An 18,694-nucleotide genomic window follows, 5' to 3' on the forward strand; every position below is an offset into this window, starting at 1 on the left:
CACTCCAAGGTTTTAGCGTTGAGGCCATGACGGTGATGGAGACCACGGACACCAGGAACGACACCTGTGCCGGCCCGCCGCACGCGGCCCGGCGTCCGGACGGCCAGGACCAGTACACGATCAGCGAGGTCGTCGCCTTCACCGGCCTGACGGCGCACACCCTCCGCTGGTACGAGCGGATCGGGCTGATGCCCCACATCGACCGCTCGCACACCGGCCAGCGCCGCTACAGCAACCGCGACCTCGACTGGCTCGACCTCGTCGGCAAGCTGCGGCTGACCGGAATGCCGGTCGCCGGGATGGTGCGGTACGCGGAGATGGTGCGCGAGGGCGACCACACGTACGCCGACCGCTTCGAGCTGCTCGAAGCCACCCGCCGGGACGTCCGGGCGCGGATCGCCGAGCTCCAGGACACCCTCGCGGTGCTCGACCGGAAGATCAATTTCTATGCGGACGCCGGGCGGGCCCTGGCGTCGGAGAGGTCCCGATGACGGACAGCAGGATCGCGAAGGCACAGCTCGGCACGGGCGGCCCGGAGGTCGGGGTACAGGGCCTCGGCTGCATGGGCATGAGCTTCGCGTACGGCCCGACGGACGCCGACGAGGCCCGGGCCACGCTGGAGCGCGCACTGGAACTCGGCGTGACGCACTACGACACGGCGGACGTGTACGGCCAGGGGGACAACGAGGAGTTCCTGGCACCGTTCTTCCGGGCGCACCGCGACGAGGTCGTCATCGCGACCAAGTTCGCCATGACGATCCCGCCGGACGAGCCGACGAAGCGGATCATCCGCAACGACCCGCCGTACATCAGGCAGGCCGTGGAGGCGAGCCTCAAGCGGCTGGGCGTCGAGGTGATCGACCTCTACTACATGCACCGCCGTGACGTGAACGTCCCCATCGAGGAGACCGTCGGCGCCATGGCCGAGCTGGTCCGCGAGGGCAAGGTCAAGCAGCTCGGCCTCAGCGAGGTCACGGGCGGCGAACTCCGTGCCGCGCAGACGGTGCACCCGATCGCGGCCGTCCAGTCGGAGTGGTCGCTGTTCAGCAGGGACATCGAGGCGGGCGTGGTCCCGGCGGCCCGCGAACTGGGCGTGACCCTCGTCCCGTACTCCCCGCTCGGCCGGGGCTTCCTCACCGGCTCCTTCACAAACGCCGACACGGAGCTCACCGCGGGCGACTTCCGCCGTCAGCAGCCCCGCTTCACCGGCGACAACGCGGCGGCGAACGCGGCCCTCCTGGAGCCGATCCGGGCGGTGGCGAAGGCCCACGACGCCTCCGCGGGCCAGATCGCCCTGGCCTGGGTCCACCAGCAGGCGTCCGTCCACGACCTCCCGGTCGTCCCCATCCCGGGCACCCGCAGGCGCACCCGGATCGAGGAGAACACGGCAGCCACCCGCATCGTCCTGAGCGAGGACGACCTGGGAGTACTGGACGGGATCGCCGCCCAGGTATCAGGCAACCGCTACGCGGACATGACGTTCGTATCGGCGGGCCGGGAGTAGCCCCTTCAGGGGCGCGGGGAACTGCGCGACAAGCCACGATGGTCCGCAGCCGACAACCGACCCCCAGCCCCTCACACCTCACAGCTCGGCCAGCAACTCCGCCTTCTTCACGGAGAACTCCTCATCCGTGACGAGCCCAGCCTCATGAAGCTCCCCAAGATGCCGGATCCGGTCGGCGATGTCGGCCGGATCCCGCCGAGGCCCGGCACCGGCATCGGCCCCCGCCCCGGTCACGGCCCCAGCAGGACTCTCGGGCAGGGCAGAAGACCCACCGGTCCGAACCGCCGCGAGCACGGACGCCGCGAACGGCAACGACTCATGAACCGGCCCGTACCCCAGCCCGAAGACAACGGCGGCCGGATCCTGATCCGCCTGAGCCGGCTGCGCAACCCCCGCATCACGCCGAAGCAGCCGCAGATGCCCCTCGAAGACCTCGGGCGAGCGCCACTCGACACCACACAGGTCGGACACGGCGAAACTCTGGTCGCCGGCCTTCCACTTGGCGGAGGACGCCCCCGTCCAGAACCACCGGAAGTGCACGGACTTCCCGTCGAAGGAGGCCTTCCCGTCGTACGCCTTGAACTGCAGCGGCGTCTCGGGCGGCCGCACCAGATACCGCTCGGCGGGACCCGCGTCCTTGCTCGGGAGCATCGCCCGCAGTTCGTCCGCGTAGTACTCGGCGAGCGTCTCCCGCTCGGCGGGCAGTACCAGGCGATAGGGGTCGGACGCGTCCTTGAGCTGTCCCGCGGCCGCCTCCATGAGCGGATCCGCTCCCGGTCTCGGCTCGGCGCGCAGGACGACCGTCCCGCGCTTGCCGGGCGTCAGCGTCACCGCCGCGATCGCGTCGAGCGGGATGCGGCGCTCACCGAGCGCCTGGAACAGCCTCGGCGTGCGGATCCCCCGTTCGAAGCGGATGAGCACGGAGTCGGACTCGAACTCCCAGGCGGCATGAAATCCGGCCAGTACGTCACCCATGCGGGCCATCGTATGCGGCATGCGCTTCGTAGTCCCCTCCCTGAGCAGACCGCACTTTCTTCGTTCTCTACGCGCGTCCGACTTCAGCCGTGTCGGACAAACCCTCCCGGCACACGTCATCCTCCTGGGCGCAGCGCACCGCGCGGTACGCGCCAATCCCGATCTCGGCGAAGTTCCGCAGGCTGTCGGTGCCGGGCACGAAGTACCCGGTGTGTCCCCGGGCGCCCCGGGCCGACAGCACCCGCGCGCCGAACTCCGCGGACATCGGATCGGCCCCGTGACCGAGCCCGCCGACCTCCAGATGCGGTACGTCCTCGATCCAGTCGTCGGCGTCCCGTACGGCCCACACCCGGGCGGAGGTGTGCAGCTGCGCGGCCCTCTCGACCCGCATACCGGGGCTGCCCGCCACCGCGATGTCGGAGACCCGGGAGGGCAGCGAGTGCGCGGCGACGCCGCAGACCACGGAGCCGTAGCTGTGGCAGTACAGGGCCACCCCGGAGCGTCCGGGCAGGGCCCGGACCAGGGCGTTGAGCCGGACCGCGCCCTCCTCGGCGCGAATCCCGGTGGCCGCGTCCATGCCGAGTCCGCTGGGCGCCGTGTAGTCGGCCCAGGCGATGACGGCCGTACGAGTCTCCGGGCTCGCGGCCCGCTCGGCGCTGTGGAGCGACTTCGCCATGCCGACGGGCGCCGAGTACGTCCGGTTGGTGCGCTGGAAGGTCAGGAGGTTGGTGTCGACGCCGGGCACCACGACCGAGACCCGCTCGGCCCTGTCCAGGTCGCCGAAGACCTCCGCGACCCGGCCCGAGCCCATCGGGTCGAAGGCGAGGATGTGTCGCTCGCCGCTCATCAGGTCCTCGTACCGGTGCATCCGGCGCCCGGCCTCGTGCTGTCCGGTCGGTGAGAGCCGGTCGTCGTGCATGCGTTTGAGCTCGACCTTGCGTGCCTGGTCGAGGGCGATGTGGTTGGCGCGGTAGCGGAGCTGTACCGGCGCCCCGTTCATGTTGCCGACCGCCAGCGGATAGCGGGCGGCGAGCCGGGCCCGCTGCCGCGCGTCGAGCGAGGCGAAGAAGTGGGCCAGCCGGGCGGGCTTCGTGTCGTCCGGGTCGGGCAGGCGATGTCCGCCTATGTGACCGCGTTCCCAGGCGGACAGCGACGCCGCGAGCGGTGTGGTCGCGCCCCGGTGGTTGCGCACGGCTGTCCAGCCGGTGGTCCCGAGCATCACGAACACCACGGCCAGCGCGAGCAACATGCGCCAGACGTTCAGTTGGGGGGTGGAGTCGAAGGAAGTCACTGAAAGGACACACTAGGAGAACGGGAGTGTCTCGCGTTAACCGAGTGAGGCGGATCACGTTTCAGGAGGGGTAATTGGGTAAAACCGGGCGCATATTGAGTCGTTCGGTCACCCTGTGTAGGTGAGTGACTCGCCCTGTCGAGCGCGGAGTTCGACTCTGCGTGCGACTGTCGTCACTCAGTGTCCGTATGGTCGTTCCCGCCGTCCGTATGCCAGTTCTCCGCCAGCGCGGGCCCCACCTGATCGAGATAAGAGGCGGTCAGCTCACGCATCGCCGCCACGCTGAAGTCCTCGCCCGCGCCCCAGAGCCGGCCCGTCAGCCGCATCACCCCGCCGAAAACGGCCATGGCCACGCGCGGCCGCGGATCGGTGTCCACGTCCAGGCCCTCACGCTCAGCGATCACTCGCGCGAGTTCCTCCTCCAGCCCCTCCTGACGGCGCAGGTGGGCGGCGAGCAGCGCCGGCGTCGACTCGATCAACTGGAAGGCGCGCATGTGCAGTTCGAGCGGGATGACGGCCTCGATGGCCTCACCGATGGTGTCCCAGCTCGCCATGACGGCCTGACGCAGCGCCTCCAGCGGGGCCTCGTGGGGAGGGCGCCCGCGCACCGCCTCGACGAAATGCGACTCGGCCATCTCTTGGACGGCGAAGGCGGCGTCCTCCTTGCCCGCGAAGTACCGGAAGAACGTGCGCTGCGAGACGTCGACCGCCTCGACGATCTCGTCGACGGTCGTCCGCTCGTACCCCTGGGTCGTGAACAGTTCCAGTGAGGCCCGCACCAGGGCGTCCCGGGTGCGTTGCTTCTTGAGCTCGCGCAGTCCCGGCCGTGACGCCGTGTCCATGGAACCTCTTCCCGTCTTCGTCCTTCTGCGTCTGTTTCGTCCCTCCGGCGCGCCGCAGGTGTCCGTTCGACCAGCTGAGCCTATCCGTGAGTGACGTGACAGTTACCGACTTGTGAATTGGTTTGTCAACTGTCAGTGGCTGTCATTAGCCTCGATGCATGACTAGTCAGACCACCGTCGACACGACCGGCCCGGCCGACAAGGCTCCGCCCGCCGCCTCCGGTCCGACCCCGGGCAAGGGGCTGCGCGGCCACCCTTGGTACACCCTGTTCACCGTGGCCGTGGGCGTGATGATGGTGGCGCTGGACGGCACCATCGTGGCCATCGCCAACCCGGCCATCCAGAAGGACCTGAACGCCAGCTTCGCGGACGTCCAGTGGATCACCAACGGCTACTTCCTCGCGCTCGCCGTCACGCTGATCACGGCGGGCAAGCTCGGTGACCGGTTCGGCCACCGGCAGACCTTCCTGATAGGTGTGGTCGGCTTCGCGGCGGCCTCGGGGGCCATCGGCCTCTCCGACAGCATCGCCTTCGTGGTCGTCTTCCGAGTGCTCCAGGGTCTGTTCGGCGCACTGCTGATGCCGGCCGCGCTCGGTCTGCTGCGCGCCACCTTCCCGGCCGAGAAGCTGAACATGGCGATCGGCATCTGGGGCATGGTCATCGGCGCCTCCACGGCCGGCGGTCCGATCCTCGGCGGTGTGCTCGTCGAGCACGTCAGCTGGCAGTCCGTCTTCTTCATCAACGTGCCGGTCGGCATCATCGCGGTCGTCCTCGGCGTGGTGATCCTCACCGACCACCGCGCGGAGAACGCGCCGCGCTCGTTCGACCTCCCCGGTATCGCCCTGCTGTCCGGCGCCATGTTCTGCCTGGTCTGGGCGCTCATCAAGGCTCCGGAGTGGGGCTGGGGAGATGCGCTGACGTGGTCGTTCCTGGCCGTCTCCGTACTCGGCTTCGGACTGTTCGCGTTCTGGGAGAACCGGGTGAGCGAGCCGCTCATCCCGCTCGGGCTCTTCCGCTCCGTGGCGCTGTCGGCCGGTGTGGTCCTGATGGTGCTCATGGCGATCGCCTTCATGGGCGGCCTGTTCTTCGTCACCTTCTACCTGCAGAACGTGCACGGGATGAGCCCGATCGACGCGGGTCTGCATCTGCTGCCGCTCACCGGCATGATGATCGTCGGCTCGCCCCTGGCCGGCGCGATGATCACCAAGACGGGACCGCGCATCCCGCTCGCGGGCGGTATGGCGCTCACGGCCATCGCCATGTTCGGTGTGTCGACGCTGGAGACGGACACGAGCAGCGGCCTCATGTCGATCTGGTTCGCGCTCCTCGGTCTCGGCCTCGCACCGGTCATGGTCGGTGCCACGGAGGTCATCGTGGGCAACGCGCCCATGGAGCTCTCCGGTGTCGCCGGTGGTCTTCAGCAGGCCGCGATGCAGATCGGCGGCAGCCTCGGTACGGCGGTCCTGGGTGCCGTGATGGCCTCCAAGGTCGACGGCGACCTCGCGGGCAACTGGGCGGACGCGGGCCTTCCGCAGCTCACCCCGGTCCAGTTCGACCAGGCCAAGGAGGCGGTCCAGGTCGGCGCGGCGCCGGTGGCACCGGGCACGCCGCCCGAGCTCGCCGAGAAGATCACGGGCGTCGCGCACGACACGTTCATCTCCGGCATGAGCCTGGCGAGCCTCGTCGCGGCCGGTGTCGCCTTCGTGGCCATCTTCGTCGCCTTCCTCACCAAGCGGGGAGCCAACGCGGAAGCGGGCGCGGGAGTCGGGCACATCTAGTCCGCCCACCCTTCTCCGCCATCTCGGGCCCAGCCCCGCCGAGTTCACTCGGCGGGGCTTTCGCCTATCAGGGTGACGCCGTTCCGTATGACTTTCATATCGGTCGCGCCGCAGGTCAGAGTGCTCTCAACTGATCCGTGGGGAACGGGCAGTTCGGTGAGGCCGGGGCGCGCTGCCGGAGGGGGGCAGCGCGCCGCGGAAGCCGGGGGAGAGAAAGTACGGGTCTGAACCGAAGGGACCGGGGTACCCGGCTTCCGAGCCCGAACCGGCCGATATGCGGCCGGCTCAGAGGTCCAGGGAGTTGATGATGGCGGGCTTCGGTCACACCACGCGCAAGCACCCTCGCTCACGTCGCCGTACGGGGTCACGGAGCGGGCCGGACCGCGCGACGCTCGGAATCATCGGAGTCATCTGCGCGGTCGCCGGTTTCTTCGTGCTGGGGATCATCCTCGGCCCACTGGCGATCGTCTGCGGATGGCTGGCCATGGGACGCCGCTGGAACGGCGCCCGCCCACTGCCGGCGGTGATCGCGCTCGTACTCGGCGCGATTGACACGATCCTGGCGATCGTTTGGATGGCCGGAACGGCGGGCCCGGGCAGCGGGATGTTCTAGCAGGACCGTGCGGTTGTGCGTCGTCTGCGGGTCGTCCGTGGCTGGTCGCGCAGTTCCCCGCGCCCCTAAAAACGGCCTCGTCTTTTAGGGGCGCGGGGAACTGCGCGACCAGCCCCCACGCACCCGCACCCGACGAACAAACACACACCGCTCAACTCAACCGCTCCTCCGCAACGACAGACGCCGAGTCGGACAACGCGGCAACCTGCGCCCGCAGGGCGCGTACCTCCTCCGCCAGTGCCTCGATCGCCGCGGTCTGCCGCCGCTCCTCCACATCGTCCGACTCGAACCGCGATATGAACCACGCGGCGATATTGGCGGTCACGACACCGAGAAGAGCGATCCCGGACAGCATCAGCCCGACCGCTATCATCCGCCCGAGCCCGGTGGTCGGAGCGTGATCGCCGTACCCCACGGTCGTCATCGTGGTGAAGGACCACCACACCGCGTCACCCAGCGTCCTGATGTTGCCCTCTGGCGACTCCCGTTCGACGGACAGCACGGCGAGCGAGCCGAACATCAGCAGCGCCACCACCGCACCCACGACATACGTGGTCAGCCGTATCTGCGGCGCCATCCGGGCCCGCTGCCCGACGAGCAGCAATGTGGAGACGAGCCGCAGCAGCCGCATCGGCTGGATGAGCGGCAACAGCACCGCGCACAGATCGAGCCAGTGCGTACGGACGAACTCCCGCCGCCGCTCGGTGAGAACGAGCCGTACGAGATAGTCCAGGGCGAACAACCCCCAGACCGCCCACTCCACCCTCGTGCACCAGGAGGTCACCTCCCGGTCGGCCTCGGGCCACACGATCGGCACGGCATAGGCAACGGCAAACGCCACCGCGAGCCCCAACAAGGGCCGCTGCGTACGCTGCTCCCAACGGTCCTGCGCCGACTGCTGCTTCATGCGCGCATAGTAGAAAACGCGAAAGGGGTGGCGAGCCCACGGCCCACCACCCCCACCGCACTGTGCTAGACGCACCTGGTCAGACGCGCCCCTGTCTTTTGGCTTTTAGGGGCGCGGGGAACTGCGCGACCAGCCCCCACGCACCCGCAGCCGACAACCGAGCCCGGCGCGGAGCGCTACGCATCTCCACCCGCGGCACCCGGATCCGCGGCAGCCGCATCCAACAACTGATACCGATCAATCGCCTGCTTGAGCACGGACCGATCAACCTTGCCCTCACGCGCGAGCTCAGTCAGCACCCCCACCACGATCGACTGCGCGTCGATGTGGAAGAACCGCCGAGCAGCCCCCCGGGTATCGGCGAAGCCGAACCCATCGGCACCCAGCGACTGGTACGTCCCCGGCACCCAGCGGGCGATCTGGTCCGGAACCGACCGCATCCAGTCGGAGACGGCCACGAACGGCCCCTGCGCCCCGGACAGCTTCCGCGTCACATAGGGAACCCGCTGCTCCTCCTCGGGGTGCAGCAGATTGTGCCGCTCCACCTCGACGGCCTCGCGCCGCAACTCGTTCCAGGAGGTCGCAGACCAGACGTCGGCCCGTACGTTCCACTCCTCGGCGAGGATCCGCTGGGCCTCGACGGCCCACGGCACGGCGACGCCGGACGCCATGATCTGTGCCGGGATGGAACCCGAAGTGCCTTCCGCGAAGCGGTGGATGCCCTTCAGGATGCCGTCGACGTCCACGCCCTCCGGCTCGGCGGGGTGCTGGATCGGCTCGTTGTAGACGGTGAGGTAGTAGAAGACGTCCTCGCCGTGCGGGTGCTCGGCGGACGAGCCGTACATCCGCCGGAGCCCGTCCTGCACGATGTGCGCGATCTCGAACCCGTAGGCCGGGTCGTACGCGACACACCCCGGGTTCGTCGAGGCGAGCAACTGCGAGTGTCCGTCCGCGTGCTGCAGACCCTCACCGGTCAGAGTCGTACGACCGGCGGTCGCGCCCAGTACGAAGCCGCGCGACAACTGGTCGGCCATCTGCCAGAACTGGTCGCCGGTGCGCTGGAATCCGAACATCGAGTAGAAGACGTACACCGGGATGAGCGGTTCGCCGTGCGTCGCGTAGGCCGAGCCGGCCGCGATCAGCGAGGCCGTGCAGCCCGCCTCGGAGATGCCGTCGTGCAGCATCTGCCCGGTCGGCGACTCCTTGTACGCGAGGAGCAGGTCGCGGTCCACGGCCTCGTACTGCTGGCCGAGCGGGTTGTAGATCTTCGCGCTCGGGAAGAACGAGTCCATGCCGAACGTGCGGTACTCGTCGGGCGCGATCAGCACGAACCGCTTGCCGATCTCCTTGTCCCGCATGAGGTCCTTGAGCAGCCGGACGAACGCCATGGTGGTGGCGATCGACTGCTGACCCGAACCCTTCTTCACACTCGCGTACGTCTTGTCCTCGGGCAGTGCGAGCGGCTTCGACCGCACGACGCGCGTCGGGACGTACCCGCCGAGCCCCTTGCGGCGGTCGTGCATGTACTGGATCTCCTCCGAGTTCCGGCCCGGGTGGTAGTACGGCGGCGCGCCGGACTCCAGCTCCTGGTCGGAGATCGGCAGGTGCAGCCGGTCGCGGAAGCCCTTGAGGTCGGCGACCGTCAGCTTCTTCATCTGGTGCGTGGCGTTGCGGCCCTCGAAGTTCGGGCCGAGCGTCCAGCCCTTGACCGTCTGCGCGAGGATCACGGTCGGCTGACCGGAGTGCGCCTTGGCCGCCGCGTAGGCCGCGTAGACCTTCTTGTGGTCGTGACCGCCGCGGCCCAGGTGCAGGATCTGGTCGTCGGTCATGTTCTCGACCATCGCCCGCAGCCGGTGGTCGTGACCGAAGAAGTGGTCGCGGATGTACGCGCCCGTCTCGGTGGCGTACGTCTGGAACTGTCCGTCGGGCGTGGTGTTCAGCTGGTTGACGAGCACGCCGTCGCGGTCCTGCGCGAGCAGCGGGTCCCAACTGCGGTCCCAGACCAGCTTGATGACGTTCCAGCCGGCGCCGCGGAACTGCGACTCCAGCTCCTGGATGATCTTTCCGTTGCCGCGCACCGGACCGTCGAGCCGCTGCAGATTGCAGTTGACGACGAAGGTGAGGTTGTCCAGGCCCTCGCGTGCGGCGATGGACAGCTGGCCGAGCGACTCGGGCTCGTCCATCTCGCCGTCACCGAGAAACGCCCAAACGTGGGACTTGGAGGTGTCCGCGATACCGCGCGCCTCCATGTAGCGGTTCATGCGCGCCTGGAAGATCGCGCCGAGCGGACCGAGGCCCATCGAGACCGTCGGGAACTCCCAGAAGTCCGGCATCGACCGCGGGTGCGGGTACGACGACAGGCCGTTCGGCGCCTTCGACTTCTCCTGGCGGAAGGCGTCGAGCTGCTGCTCGCTCAGCCGGTCCAGCATGAACGCGCGTGCGTAGATGCCGGGGGAGGCGTGCCCCTGGAAGAAGATCTGGTCGCCGCCGTCGCCCTCGTCCTTGCCACGGAAGAAGTGGTTGAAGCCCACGTCGTAGAGGGAGGCGGAGGACGCGAAGGTGGCGATGTGGCCGCCGACGCCGATTCCGGGGCGCTGCGCCCTGGACACCATCACGGCCGCGTTCCAGCGGGTCGCGTTGAGGATCTTGCGCTCGATCTCCTCGTTGCCGGGGAAGAACGGCTCGTCCTTGGTGGCGATGGTGTTGACGTAGTCCGTGCTGCGCATCTCCGGCACGGCCACGCGCTTCTCGCGGGCCCGTTCGATCAGCCGCAGCATGAGATAGCGGGCGCGCTCCCGGCCCCGCTGGTCGACGGCGGCGTCGAGGGAGTCGAGCCACTCCTGGGTCTCTTCTGGATCGAAGTCAGGGACCTGACTCGGAAGGCCGCCAATGATGATCGGGTTGCGATCGGGTCCGGAAGCCACGCTGTTCCTTCGCTCTCAGGGGGCCGCTTTTTCTCGGTTTTTCTCGGTTTTTTCTTGGGGGGTCTCTCTGGTTACCTGGGTCTCTGCACCGTTCCCCATCGTGTACCTCGGGGGCGGAAACGTCATCTCTACCGAGAGGTAACCGAGACGTTCGTCCCGTCTCCCCAAGGGCGGGCCAGGCAAATCGCAACGATACGCCCGACCCGTGACGCGTACCGCAAAGCCTTTCGAGTCCCGTACCCTCGTAGGGTTCGTAAATCCACAAATGGGGCAGATTGGTGTGGTGTGCGTCACCAATGGCCAGGATTCTCTGCCTGGAGTTGCGGCGACACGGTCGGGATCGTCACCGTTTCGGCGGTCCCGACGGCCGGGTACTTGCGCGATCCGCCCCGCCCGTGTGGACTACGGCCAATGCTTCGCGCACGCGCGTGGCTTGAACTTCCCCAAGCTCCAGGCTTCGCCCGAGCAGGGGGAGACCCCATTACCGAACATGATCAGGAGGCAACCCGTGAGCGCGACCGCGGACCACGCGGAGGAGCGGACGAGCCTGGCCACCAGGCTGGGATTCCAGCCCGAGCAGGTGGTCCAGGAGATCGGCTTCGACGACGACGTCGACCAGGAGCTCCGCGAGGCCATTGAAGAAGTCATCGGCAGCGAGCTCATGGACGAGGAGTACGACGACGTCGCCGACGCCGTAGTGCTCTGGTTCCGTGACGACGACGGCGACCTGACGGACGCGCTGGTGGATGCCACCACGTACGTCGAAGAGGGCGGCGCCGTCCTGCTGCTGACGCCGAAGACCGGCCGAGACGGGTATGTGGAGCCCAGCGACATCGCGGAAGCCGCGACGACCGCGGGTCTGTCCCAGACCAAGAGCATCAGCGTGGGGAAGGACTGGAGCGGGACCCGGCTGGCTACGCCGAAGGCGGCCAAGTCAAAGCGGTGACGCTCCGCTGAGTTGGGCGGGGGTTCAGGGGTTGGCACCCCTGGGCCCCCGTTTTTCGTTGGCGGGTGCGGGTGCGGGTGCGGGTGCGATTTCGGGTGCGGGTCCGGTGGGGGCTTGTCGCGCAGTTCCCCGCGCCCCTAGGTACCTAGGCCCCCAGGTACCTAGGGGCGCGGGGAACTGCGCAGTCTTTATGGGGGTTCGGGGGCGGAGCCCCTGAAAAGGGACGGGAATGGGTAGGGGCGGCGGGGGCGAAAAGAGGTTTCTGCGTAGGGTGGGGGACCCGAACGGCCCACGGAAGGGATGCAGGACCATGACGATCGAGGTCGGCGACAAGGCCCCGGACTTCGAGCTGAAGGACAACCACGGCGCCACCGTGAAGCTCTCCGACTTTCGCGGCGCGAAGAACGTGGTGCTGCTCTTCTACCCCTTCGCCTTCACCGGCGTCTGCACGGGCGAACTGTGCGCCCTGCGTGACAACCTGCCGAAGTTCTCCGACCGCGACACCCAGCTGCTCGCCGTCTCCAACGACTCCATCCACACCCTGCGCGTCTTCGCCGAGCAGGAGGGCCTGGAGTACCCGCTGCTGTCCGACTTCTGGCCGCACGGCGAGGTCTCGCGCGCGTACGGGGTCTTCGCCGAGGACAAGGGCTGCGCCGTGCGCGGCACCTTCGTCATCGACAAGGAGGGCGTCGTCCGCTGGACCGTCGTCAACGCCCTGCCGGACGCCCGTGACCTGAACGAGTACGTGACGGCGCTCGACAGCCTGTGATCCCGCCGGGATCGTGCCGGGATCCCGGCACGATCCCCGCTCCGTGACCGGCCTGTGATGCCGACACTCTGGGATTCTTCACGCCCAGGGCCTGCGGCGGTGGGGAACCCCTCACTAGGATCGACACGTTGATCCGATACCAACGCACTACGGGGCGCACCGCCCCTGGACACCAATGGGAGGACTCGTGGGAGTCAGCCTCAGCAAGGGCGGCAACGTATCGCTGTCGAAGGAGGCCCCGGGACTGACCGCGGTCATCATCGGTCTGGGGTGGGACATTCGCACCACCACCGGTACCGACTTCGACCTGGACGCCAGCGCCATCCTGACGAACGCGGAGGGCAAGGTCAGCAGTGACGCCAACTTCGTGTTCTTCAACAACCTGAAGAGCCCCGACGGCTCGGTCGAGCACACCGGTGACAACACCACAGGTGAGGGCGAGGGCGACGACGAGCAGATCAAGGTCAACCTCGCCGGCGTCCCGGCCGACATCGAGAAGATCGTCTTCCCGGTCTCGATCTACGACGCCGAGAACCGCCAGCAGTCGTTCGGCCAGGTGCGCAACGCGTTCATCCGCGTCGTGAACCAGGCGGGCGAGGCGGAGATCGCCCGGTACGACCTTTCCGAGGACGCCTCCACGGAGACCGCGATGGTCTTCGGCGAGCTGTACCGCCACGGTGCGGAGTGGAAGTTCCGTGCCATCGGTCAGGGGTATGCCTCAGGTCTGCGCGGCATCGCGCAGGACTTCGGCGTCAACGTCTGAGCCACCCCGGGGTCGTCGTCCGGCCCCGGGCAGCTTCAACCGCTTCACCTTTTTTCCGTCCGGCGTCGCACACTCCTAGTGCGGCGCCGGACGTGCTCGACAACCCAATGGCTTGACCGGGGAGGACAAGGATCATGGGCGTCACGCTCGCCAAGGGGGGCAATGTCTCCCTCTCCAAGGCCGCACCGAACCTCACACAGGTGATGATCGGGCTCGGCTGGGACGCACGCTCGACCACCGGAGCAGACTTCGACCTCGATGCCAGCGCGCTGCTGTGCAACTCGGGGCGGGTGCTCGGTGACGAGTGGTTCATCTTCTACAACCAGCTCAAGAGCCCTGACGGCTCGGTCGAGCACACCGGGGACAACCTCACGGGTGAGGGTGACGGCGACGACGAATCCCTCCTGATCGACCTCTCCAAGGTGCCCGCCAACGTCGACAAGATCGTCTTCCCGGTCTCGATCCATGACGCCGACAACCGCGGCCAGACCTTCGGTCAGGTCAGCAACGCCTTCATCCGGGTCGTCAACCAGGCCGACGGCCAGGAGCTCGCCCGCTACGACCTCTCCGAGGACGCCTCCACGGAGACCGCGATGATCTTCGGCGAGGTCTACCGCTACGGCGCCGAGTGGAAGTTCCGCGCGGTGGGACAGGGGTACGCGTCCGGACTGCGGGGCATCGCCCTGGACTTCGGGGTCAACGTCTCGTAGGGCCGCCGGATCCGGGGAAGGTGCCCCCGGTGACCGAAGGAGAGACCATCGCCCGCCATGCACCGAAAGCAGTGTGGCGGGCGGGGCGGAAGGCGCGTCACTGGCGTCCGCACCCTCTGGACCTGCGACTCTCCGGGTGGGGTGGCCCGGCCCTCTCGTCCGAGGGGGCGTCCCTCTAGACTTTGTGGTCAATGTTTCGTAAAGCCGGGTACGGCGGGGGGAAACCCCCTCCGGACTTCGTCCGGGGATAGCCCCCCATACTCACGATTGGGTAGCCAGTGGTTCTGAAAACCTTCGGCTGGTCGTTCGCGGTCACCGCGCTCGGCTTGGTCGCAGCGGTGCTGATCGACGGATGGACCGCGTTCGGGATCGTGCTGATCCTGTCCATCCTCGAGATCTCGCTGTCCTTCGACAACGCTGTGGTCAACGCCGGAATCCTGAAGAAGATGAGTGCCTTCTGGCAGAAGATCTTCCTCACCATCGGCATCCTGATCGCCGTATTCGGAATGCGGCTCGTCTTCCCGGTCGTGATCGTCGCGATCAGCGCCTCGCTCGGCCCCATCGAGGCGGTCGACCTGGCGCTCAACGACGCCGACCGCTACCAGGAACTGGTCACCGACGCCCACCCGTCGATCGCCGCCTTCGGTGGCATGTTCCTGTTGATGATCTTCCTCGACTTCATCTTCGAGGACCGTGACATCAAGTGGCTCGGCTGGCTGGAGCGCCCGCTGGCCAAGCTCGGCAAGGTCGACATGCTGTCGGCCTGCATCGCCATGATCATCCTGCTGATCACCGCGCTGTACCTCGCCCCGAAGGCCCACCTGCACGCCGGGTCCGCCGACAAGGCGGAGACGGTCCTGCTCTCCGGCCTCGCCGGCCTCGTCACCTACCTCGTGGTCGGCGGGCTCTCCGGCTTCTTCGAGAACCGTCTCGAGGAAGCGGAGGAGCGCGAGCACGAGCAGGAGGAGGAGGCCAAGCGCAGCGGCAAGCAGGTCTCCGCGGGGGCGCTCGTCGGCAAGGCCGCCTTCTTCATGTTCCTGTACCTCGAGGTCCTGGACGCGTCGTTCTCCTTCGACGGCGTCATCGGCGCCTTCGCGATCACGAACGACATCATCCTGATGGCCCTCGGCCTCGGCATCGGCGCCATGTACGTCCGGTCGCTCACGGTCTACCTGGTCCGCCAGGGCACCCTCGACGACTACGTCTACCTGGAGCACGGCGCGCACTACGCGATCGGCGCCCTCGCCGGCATCCTGCTCATCACGATCCGCTTCGAGGTCAACGAGATCATCACCGGCCTCATCGGTGTCGTCCTGATCGCCTGGTCCTTCTGGTCCTCCGTCCGCCGCAACCGAGCAATCGCGGCCGCAGAGGGAAAAGCTGAGGCCTCGGACGACAAGGCTGAGATCTCGTCCGGGGTGTGACACGGCTCCGAGTGAGGAACGCTCTGTGAGGGGCGGCCGTCGAGGGATTCCTCGCGGCCGCCCCGGCGCATTCATCGAGGTGAACAGGGAAGCGTGGGGGCGGGAATGAGCTTCTGGGAAGGCTTGTGGCGCGGACGGTCGACAGACTTCGACTCGGGCAGCGCGGCGACCAACGCCATCGAACTGACCAAACGGAACCAGACCATCTCGCTCACCAAGCAAGGCGCGGCCACCGGCAACCTCCGCATCAACCTGTCCTGGCGGATGCGCACCTCCGACATAGGCGGGTCCCAGCGGGACAGCCTGCTGCGCCACCCCTTCAAGGCGTTCAAGCCGGACGTGGTGCAGGCGCACACCCAGAGCATGGTCAACGTCGACCTCGACCTGGGCTGCATGTACGAGCTCGCGGACGGCACCAAGGGAGTGGTCCAGCCACTGGGCGGTTTCCTGGGCGAGCTCAACGGCGCGCCGTACGTGAAACTCAGCGGTGACGACCGCTTCGGCTCCGGCTCCGGCGAGACGATCTTCGTCAACCTCGACCACCGCGAGCAGATAAAGCGGCTCCTGGTCTTCGTCTACATCTACGACCAGACCCCCGCCTTCGACCGTACGCACGCGATCGTGACGCTCTTCCCGAGCAACGGCCCCCGGATCGAGATCGGCCTCGACGAGCGGCACTCCCAGGCCAGGTCCTGCGCGGTGGTCATGATCGAGAACATCAAGAACGAACTGGTGGTGCGTCGCGAGGTGAAGTTCGTGTACGGGTTCCAGGCCGAGCTGGACCGGCTCTACGGCTGGGGGCTCCAGTGGGGTCGCGGTTATAAGACGAAAGCCGACCGCTGACCACGCGGTGCCGTTGGGCTCGGCGGAGGCGCCTCGGAGCTCGGGGTGTCAGGTTCGGTGGCGGCCGCGGCTTGTCCGTGGCTTGTCGCGCAGTTCCCCGCACCCCTGAAGGGCGCGGGGCGCCCCTAGCGGCCGATGAACTGGGGGCCCTGCGGGGGCAGCCTGAAGTCCGGGTCGGGGAGGGGGGTCACCGGCTGGGGGTAGCCGTAGCCGGACTGGGCCGTTGCCGGAGCGGGCTGGGACGGGGCCGTCTGCGGGTAGCCGTAGGCGGGCTGGCTGGTGGGCTGTGGGTAGCCGTACGCGGGCTGCGCGGCCGGCGGCTGCTGCCGGGTGGGCTCCGGACCCGCGGCGGCCGGTGGATAGCCGTACGACGGCTGCTGGGGCATCGGGGGCAGCTGCGTGTGCTGCTCGGGCGGCAGCGGCTGCGCACCGGCGGGCGGGCCGGGCAGCGCGGACGCCGACTGGTCCCCGCCCTCGGACTCGTCCACCGAGATGCCGTAGTCCGACGCCAGCCCCTGCAGGCCGTTCGTATAGCCCTCGCCGAGCGCCCGGAACTTCCAGCCCTCGCCGCGCCGGTACAGTTCGCCGCACACCAGCGCGGTCTCCTCGCCGGTCTGTGGCTTGATGTCGAAGTACGCCACCGGCTCGGCGTCCCCGAGTACTGCGTCGTACAGCAGGATCCGCAGGGCGCTGACCCGGTCGAAGGTGACGCCGTCGGCGGAAGCGACAAGGAGAATTCGTCCCACTCCATTGTCAACGCCGACGAGATCCGACTGAATCGTGTCGGTGAGTCCCTCGGCGAGACCCTCGTTCACGCGCTTCTTGCCGAGTCGCCAGACCTTGCCCGAGGGATGCCGGGGCTGGTTGTAGAAAACGAAGTCCTCGTCGGACCGCACACGACCGTCGAGGCCGAGGAGCAGCGCCGAGGCATCCACGTCCGGGACACCCCGTCCCGGTGTCCAGCGCAGCACGGCGCGCACCGCAGTGGCGTCCAGCGGGACGTTCGACCCCTTCAGCATCGCGTGCGTCATGCGGTCATCCTGCCTTCTCGGTCCTGGTCACGACAACGCGGGGTGACTTCCCGACCGGCCCGATCCGCGGAGGGAAGACACAATGGTGTTTGCCTGCGTTACCTGAATTTCATGCCCGGTGGGAACCCTTGACATGGATCTCTACGTACTATTACCGGCCACATATCGTCAGGCCACCTAGCCGCCCCGGGGGAGACTCATGCGTCATTTCGGGCACATCGCCCCTGAGGTGCGGGAGCGCCTCTTCCACCAGGAGCCGTGCGTGTTCACCGCGGACTCCCCGGCCAGAATGCTGGCCGTGGCTCTCGGAGCCACCCTCTACAGCCCTGCCACCAGGCCGAAGCTGGCCGACGACATCGTCAAGCAGACCGGGCGCGGTGTCGTCTCGATGGTGCTGTGCCTGGAGGACTCGATCGACGACGCGGAGGTTCCCGAGGCGGAGGCGAACCTGGTCCGGCAATTCGCCGACCTGGCCGAACGCTGCCCGGAGACCGAGCTTCCGCTGCTGTTCGTCCGGGTCAGAGCGCCCGAGCAGATCCCCGACCTGGTCGGGCGGCTCGGCGCGTCCGTCCGCCTGTTGTCCGGATTCGTACTGCCGAAGTTCACCGAGGAGCGGGGAATCCCGTTCCTGGAGGCGCTCACCGCTGCCGAGGCCGCGAGTGGACGACGGCTGTTCGCGATGCCCGTCCTGGAATCGCCCGATCTGCTGTACCGCGAGTCGCGGGCGGAGACCCTCGCCGGGATCTTCCGGGCCGTCGACAAGTACCGCGACCGCGTGCTCGCGCTGCGGCTCGGCGTCACCGACTTCTGCTCCGCGTACGGACTGCGCAGGGCGCCCGACATGACCGCGTACGACGTGCAGATCGTCGCGTCCGTGATCGCGGACGTGGTGAACGTCCTCGGCAGAGCCGACGGCACCGGATTCACGGTGACCGGGCCCGTGTGGGAGTACTTCAGGGTCCAGGAGCGCATGTTCAAGCCCCAGCTGCGGCGCAGCCCCTTCACCCCGGAGGCCGAGGACCTGCGTGCCCTGCTGATCGAGCATGACATGGACGGGCTGCTGCGGGAGATCTCCCTCGACCGGGCCAACGGACTGCAGGGCAAGACCTGCATCCACCCCTCGCACGTCCTGCCCGTGCACGCGCTGTCCGTCGTCAGCCACGAGGAGTTCAGCGACGCGCAGGACATCCTGCGGCCCGAGCGGGGCGGCGGGGGCGTGCTGCGGTCCGCGTACACGAACAAGATGAACGAAGTGAAGCCGCACCGCGCCTGGGCCGAGCGCACCCTCCAGCGGGCCGAGGTCTTCGGCGTCGCGAACGAGGACATCGGCTTCGTGGAACTGCTCGCCGCGGGAATCCCCGGCTGACGGCCCCA

17 protein-coding genes are annotated in these 18,694 nt (G+C 68.1%); 11 read left to right on the forward strand and 6 right to left on the reverse strand.

Annotated elements, in window-relative coordinates:
- Positions 1 to 26: 26 nt before the first annotated feature.
- Both JEQ17_RS32085 and JEQ17_RS32090 read left to right on the forward strand, forming a co-directional pair.
- Entirely contained in the window at positions 27 to 491 is a 465-nt protein-coding gene (locus JEQ17_RS32085) for a MerR family transcriptional regulator (RefSeq protein ID WP_200398424.1), read from the forward strand.
- Positions 488 to 1,504, forward strand: coding sequence for an aldo/keto reductase (locus tag JEQ17_RS32090; RefSeq protein WP_200398425.1), 1,017 nt, complete (start codon positions 488 to 490; stop codon positions 1,502 to 1,504). The genes JEQ17_RS32085 and JEQ17_RS32090 overlap by 4 nt, the downstream gene beginning before the upstream one ends.
- A 78-nt stretch (positions 1,505 to 1,582) precedes the next feature.
- Here JEQ17_RS32090 and JEQ17_RS32095 read toward each other — a convergent pair whose 3' ends face one another.
- The 3 genes from JEQ17_RS32095 to JEQ17_RS32105 all read right to left on the reverse strand — a co-directional run bounded on the left by JEQ17_RS32095 (position 1,583) and on the right by JEQ17_RS32105 (position 4,612).
- Positions 1,583 to 2,479, reverse strand: coding sequence for a DUF4429 domain-containing protein (locus JEQ17_RS32095; RefSeq protein WP_200398427.1), 897 nt, complete (start codon positions 2,477 to 2,479; stop codon positions 1,583 to 1,585).
- Between the two features lie 67 nt (positions 2,480 to 2,546).
- The gene (locus JEQ17_RS32100) at positions 2,547 to 3,770 is read right to left on the reverse strand and encodes an alpha/beta hydrolase (protein ID WP_200398429.1); all 1,224 of its coding nucleotides are present in this window, start codon (positions 3,768 to 3,770) and stop codon (positions 2,547 to 2,549) included.
- Between the two features lie 173 nt (positions 3,771 to 3,943).
- On the reverse strand, positions 3,944 to 4,612 hold the full coding sequence (locus JEQ17_RS32105) for a TetR/AcrR family transcriptional regulator (protein WP_200398430.1): 669 nt from the start codon (positions 4,610 to 4,612) through the stop codon (positions 3,944 to 3,946).
- Positions 4,613 to 4,770: 158 nt separating this feature from the next.
- Here JEQ17_RS32105 and JEQ17_RS32110 point away from each other — a divergent pair, with 158 nt between their 5' ends.
- Complete coding sequence (locus tag JEQ17_RS32110) at positions 4,771 to 6,390, forward strand: MFS transporter (protein WP_200398431.1); 1,620 nt, start codon at positions 4,771 to 4,773, stop codon at positions 6,388 to 6,390.
- A 304-nt stretch (positions 6,391 to 6,694) separates the two neighbouring features.
- Positions 6,695 to 7,003: a small hydrophobic protein gene (locus JEQ17_RS32115; protein WP_200398432.1), complete on the forward strand. Its 309-nt coding sequence runs from the start codon at positions 6,695 to 6,697 to the stop codon at positions 7,001 to 7,003.
- Between the two features lie 151 nt (positions 7,004 to 7,154).
- On the opposite strand, the gene JEQ17_RS32120 is transcribed toward JEQ17_RS32115, so the two are convergent.
- Entirely contained in the window at positions 7,155 to 7,910 is a 756-nt protein-coding gene (locus JEQ17_RS32120; protein WP_200398433.1) for a potassium channel family protein, read from the reverse strand.
- A 176-nt stretch (positions 7,911 to 8,086) separates the two neighbouring features.
- Positions 8,087 to 10,834: a pyruvate dehydrogenase (acetyl-transferring), homodimeric type gene (aceE, locus tag JEQ17_RS32125; protein ID WP_200398434.1), complete on the reverse strand. Its 2,748-nt coding sequence runs from the start codon at positions 10,832 to 10,834 to the stop codon at positions 8,087 to 8,089.
- 508 nt (positions 10,835 to 11,342) lie between these two features.
- On the opposite strand from aceE, the gene JEQ17_RS32130 reads away from it, so the two are divergent.
- The 6 genes from JEQ17_RS32130 to JEQ17_RS32155 all read left to right on the forward strand — a co-directional run bounded on the left by JEQ17_RS32130 (position 11,343) and on the right by JEQ17_RS32155 (position 16,289).
- Positions 11,343 to 11,780 carry a DUF3052 domain-containing protein gene (locus JEQ17_RS32130; protein ID WP_055611766.1) on the forward strand — a complete coding sequence of 146 codons (438 nt, stop codon included), beginning with the start codon at positions 11,343 to 11,345 and terminating at the stop codon, positions 11,778 to 11,780.
- 310 nt (positions 11,781 to 12,090) lie between these two features.
- On the forward strand, positions 12,091 to 12,549 hold the full coding sequence (locus JEQ17_RS32135) for a peroxiredoxin (RefSeq protein WP_200398435.1): 459 nt from the start codon (positions 12,091 to 12,093) through the stop codon (positions 12,547 to 12,549).
- A 187-nt stretch (positions 12,550 to 12,736) separates the two neighbouring features.
- Entirely contained in the window at positions 12,737 to 13,312 is a 576-nt protein-coding gene (locus JEQ17_RS32140; protein WP_055617911.1) for a TerD family protein, read from the forward strand.
- A 134-nt stretch (positions 13,313 to 13,446) separates the two neighbouring features.
- Positions 13,447 to 14,022 (forward strand): TerD family protein, encoded by a 576-nt coding sequence (locus JEQ17_RS32145; RefSeq protein ID WP_055617906.1) that lies wholly within the window; start codon positions 13,447 to 13,449, stop codon positions 14,020 to 14,022.
- A gap of 278 nt (positions 14,023 to 14,300) precedes the next feature.
- Positions 14,301 to 15,446: a DUF475 domain-containing protein gene (locus JEQ17_RS32150; protein ID WP_200398436.1), complete on the forward strand. Its 1,146-nt coding sequence runs from the start codon at positions 14,301 to 14,303 to the stop codon at positions 15,444 to 15,446.
- A 105-nt stretch (positions 15,447 to 15,551) separates the two neighbouring features.
- A complete protein-coding gene (locus JEQ17_RS32155; RefSeq protein ID WP_200398437.1) occupies positions 15,552 to 16,289 on the forward strand; it encodes a TerD family protein in 738 nt (245 codons plus the stop codon).
- 125 nt (positions 16,290 to 16,414) lie between these two features.
- Here JEQ17_RS32155 and JEQ17_RS32160 read toward each other — a convergent pair whose 3' ends face one another.
- Positions 16,415 to 17,320: a TerD family protein gene (locus JEQ17_RS32160; RefSeq protein ID WP_200398438.1), complete on the reverse strand. Its 906-nt coding sequence runs from the start codon at positions 17,318 to 17,320 to the stop codon at positions 16,415 to 16,417.
- A gap of 199 nt (positions 17,321 to 17,519) precedes the next feature.
- Between JEQ17_RS32160 and JEQ17_RS32165 the strand changes: the two genes are divergently transcribed.
- Complete coding sequence (locus tag JEQ17_RS32165) at positions 17,520 to 18,686, forward strand: HpcH/HpaI aldolase/citrate lyase family protein (RefSeq protein WP_200398439.1); 1,167 nt, start codon at positions 17,520 to 17,522, stop codon at positions 18,684 to 18,686.
- Positions 18,687 to 18,694 lie beyond the last annotated feature (8 nt).

The sequence above is a fragment of the Streptomyces liliifuscus genome, assembly GCF_016598615.1.
In the GTDB taxonomy this organism is placed as follows: domain Bacteria; phylum Actinomycetota; class Actinomycetes; order Streptomycetales; family Streptomycetaceae; genus Streptomyces; species Streptomyces liliifuscus.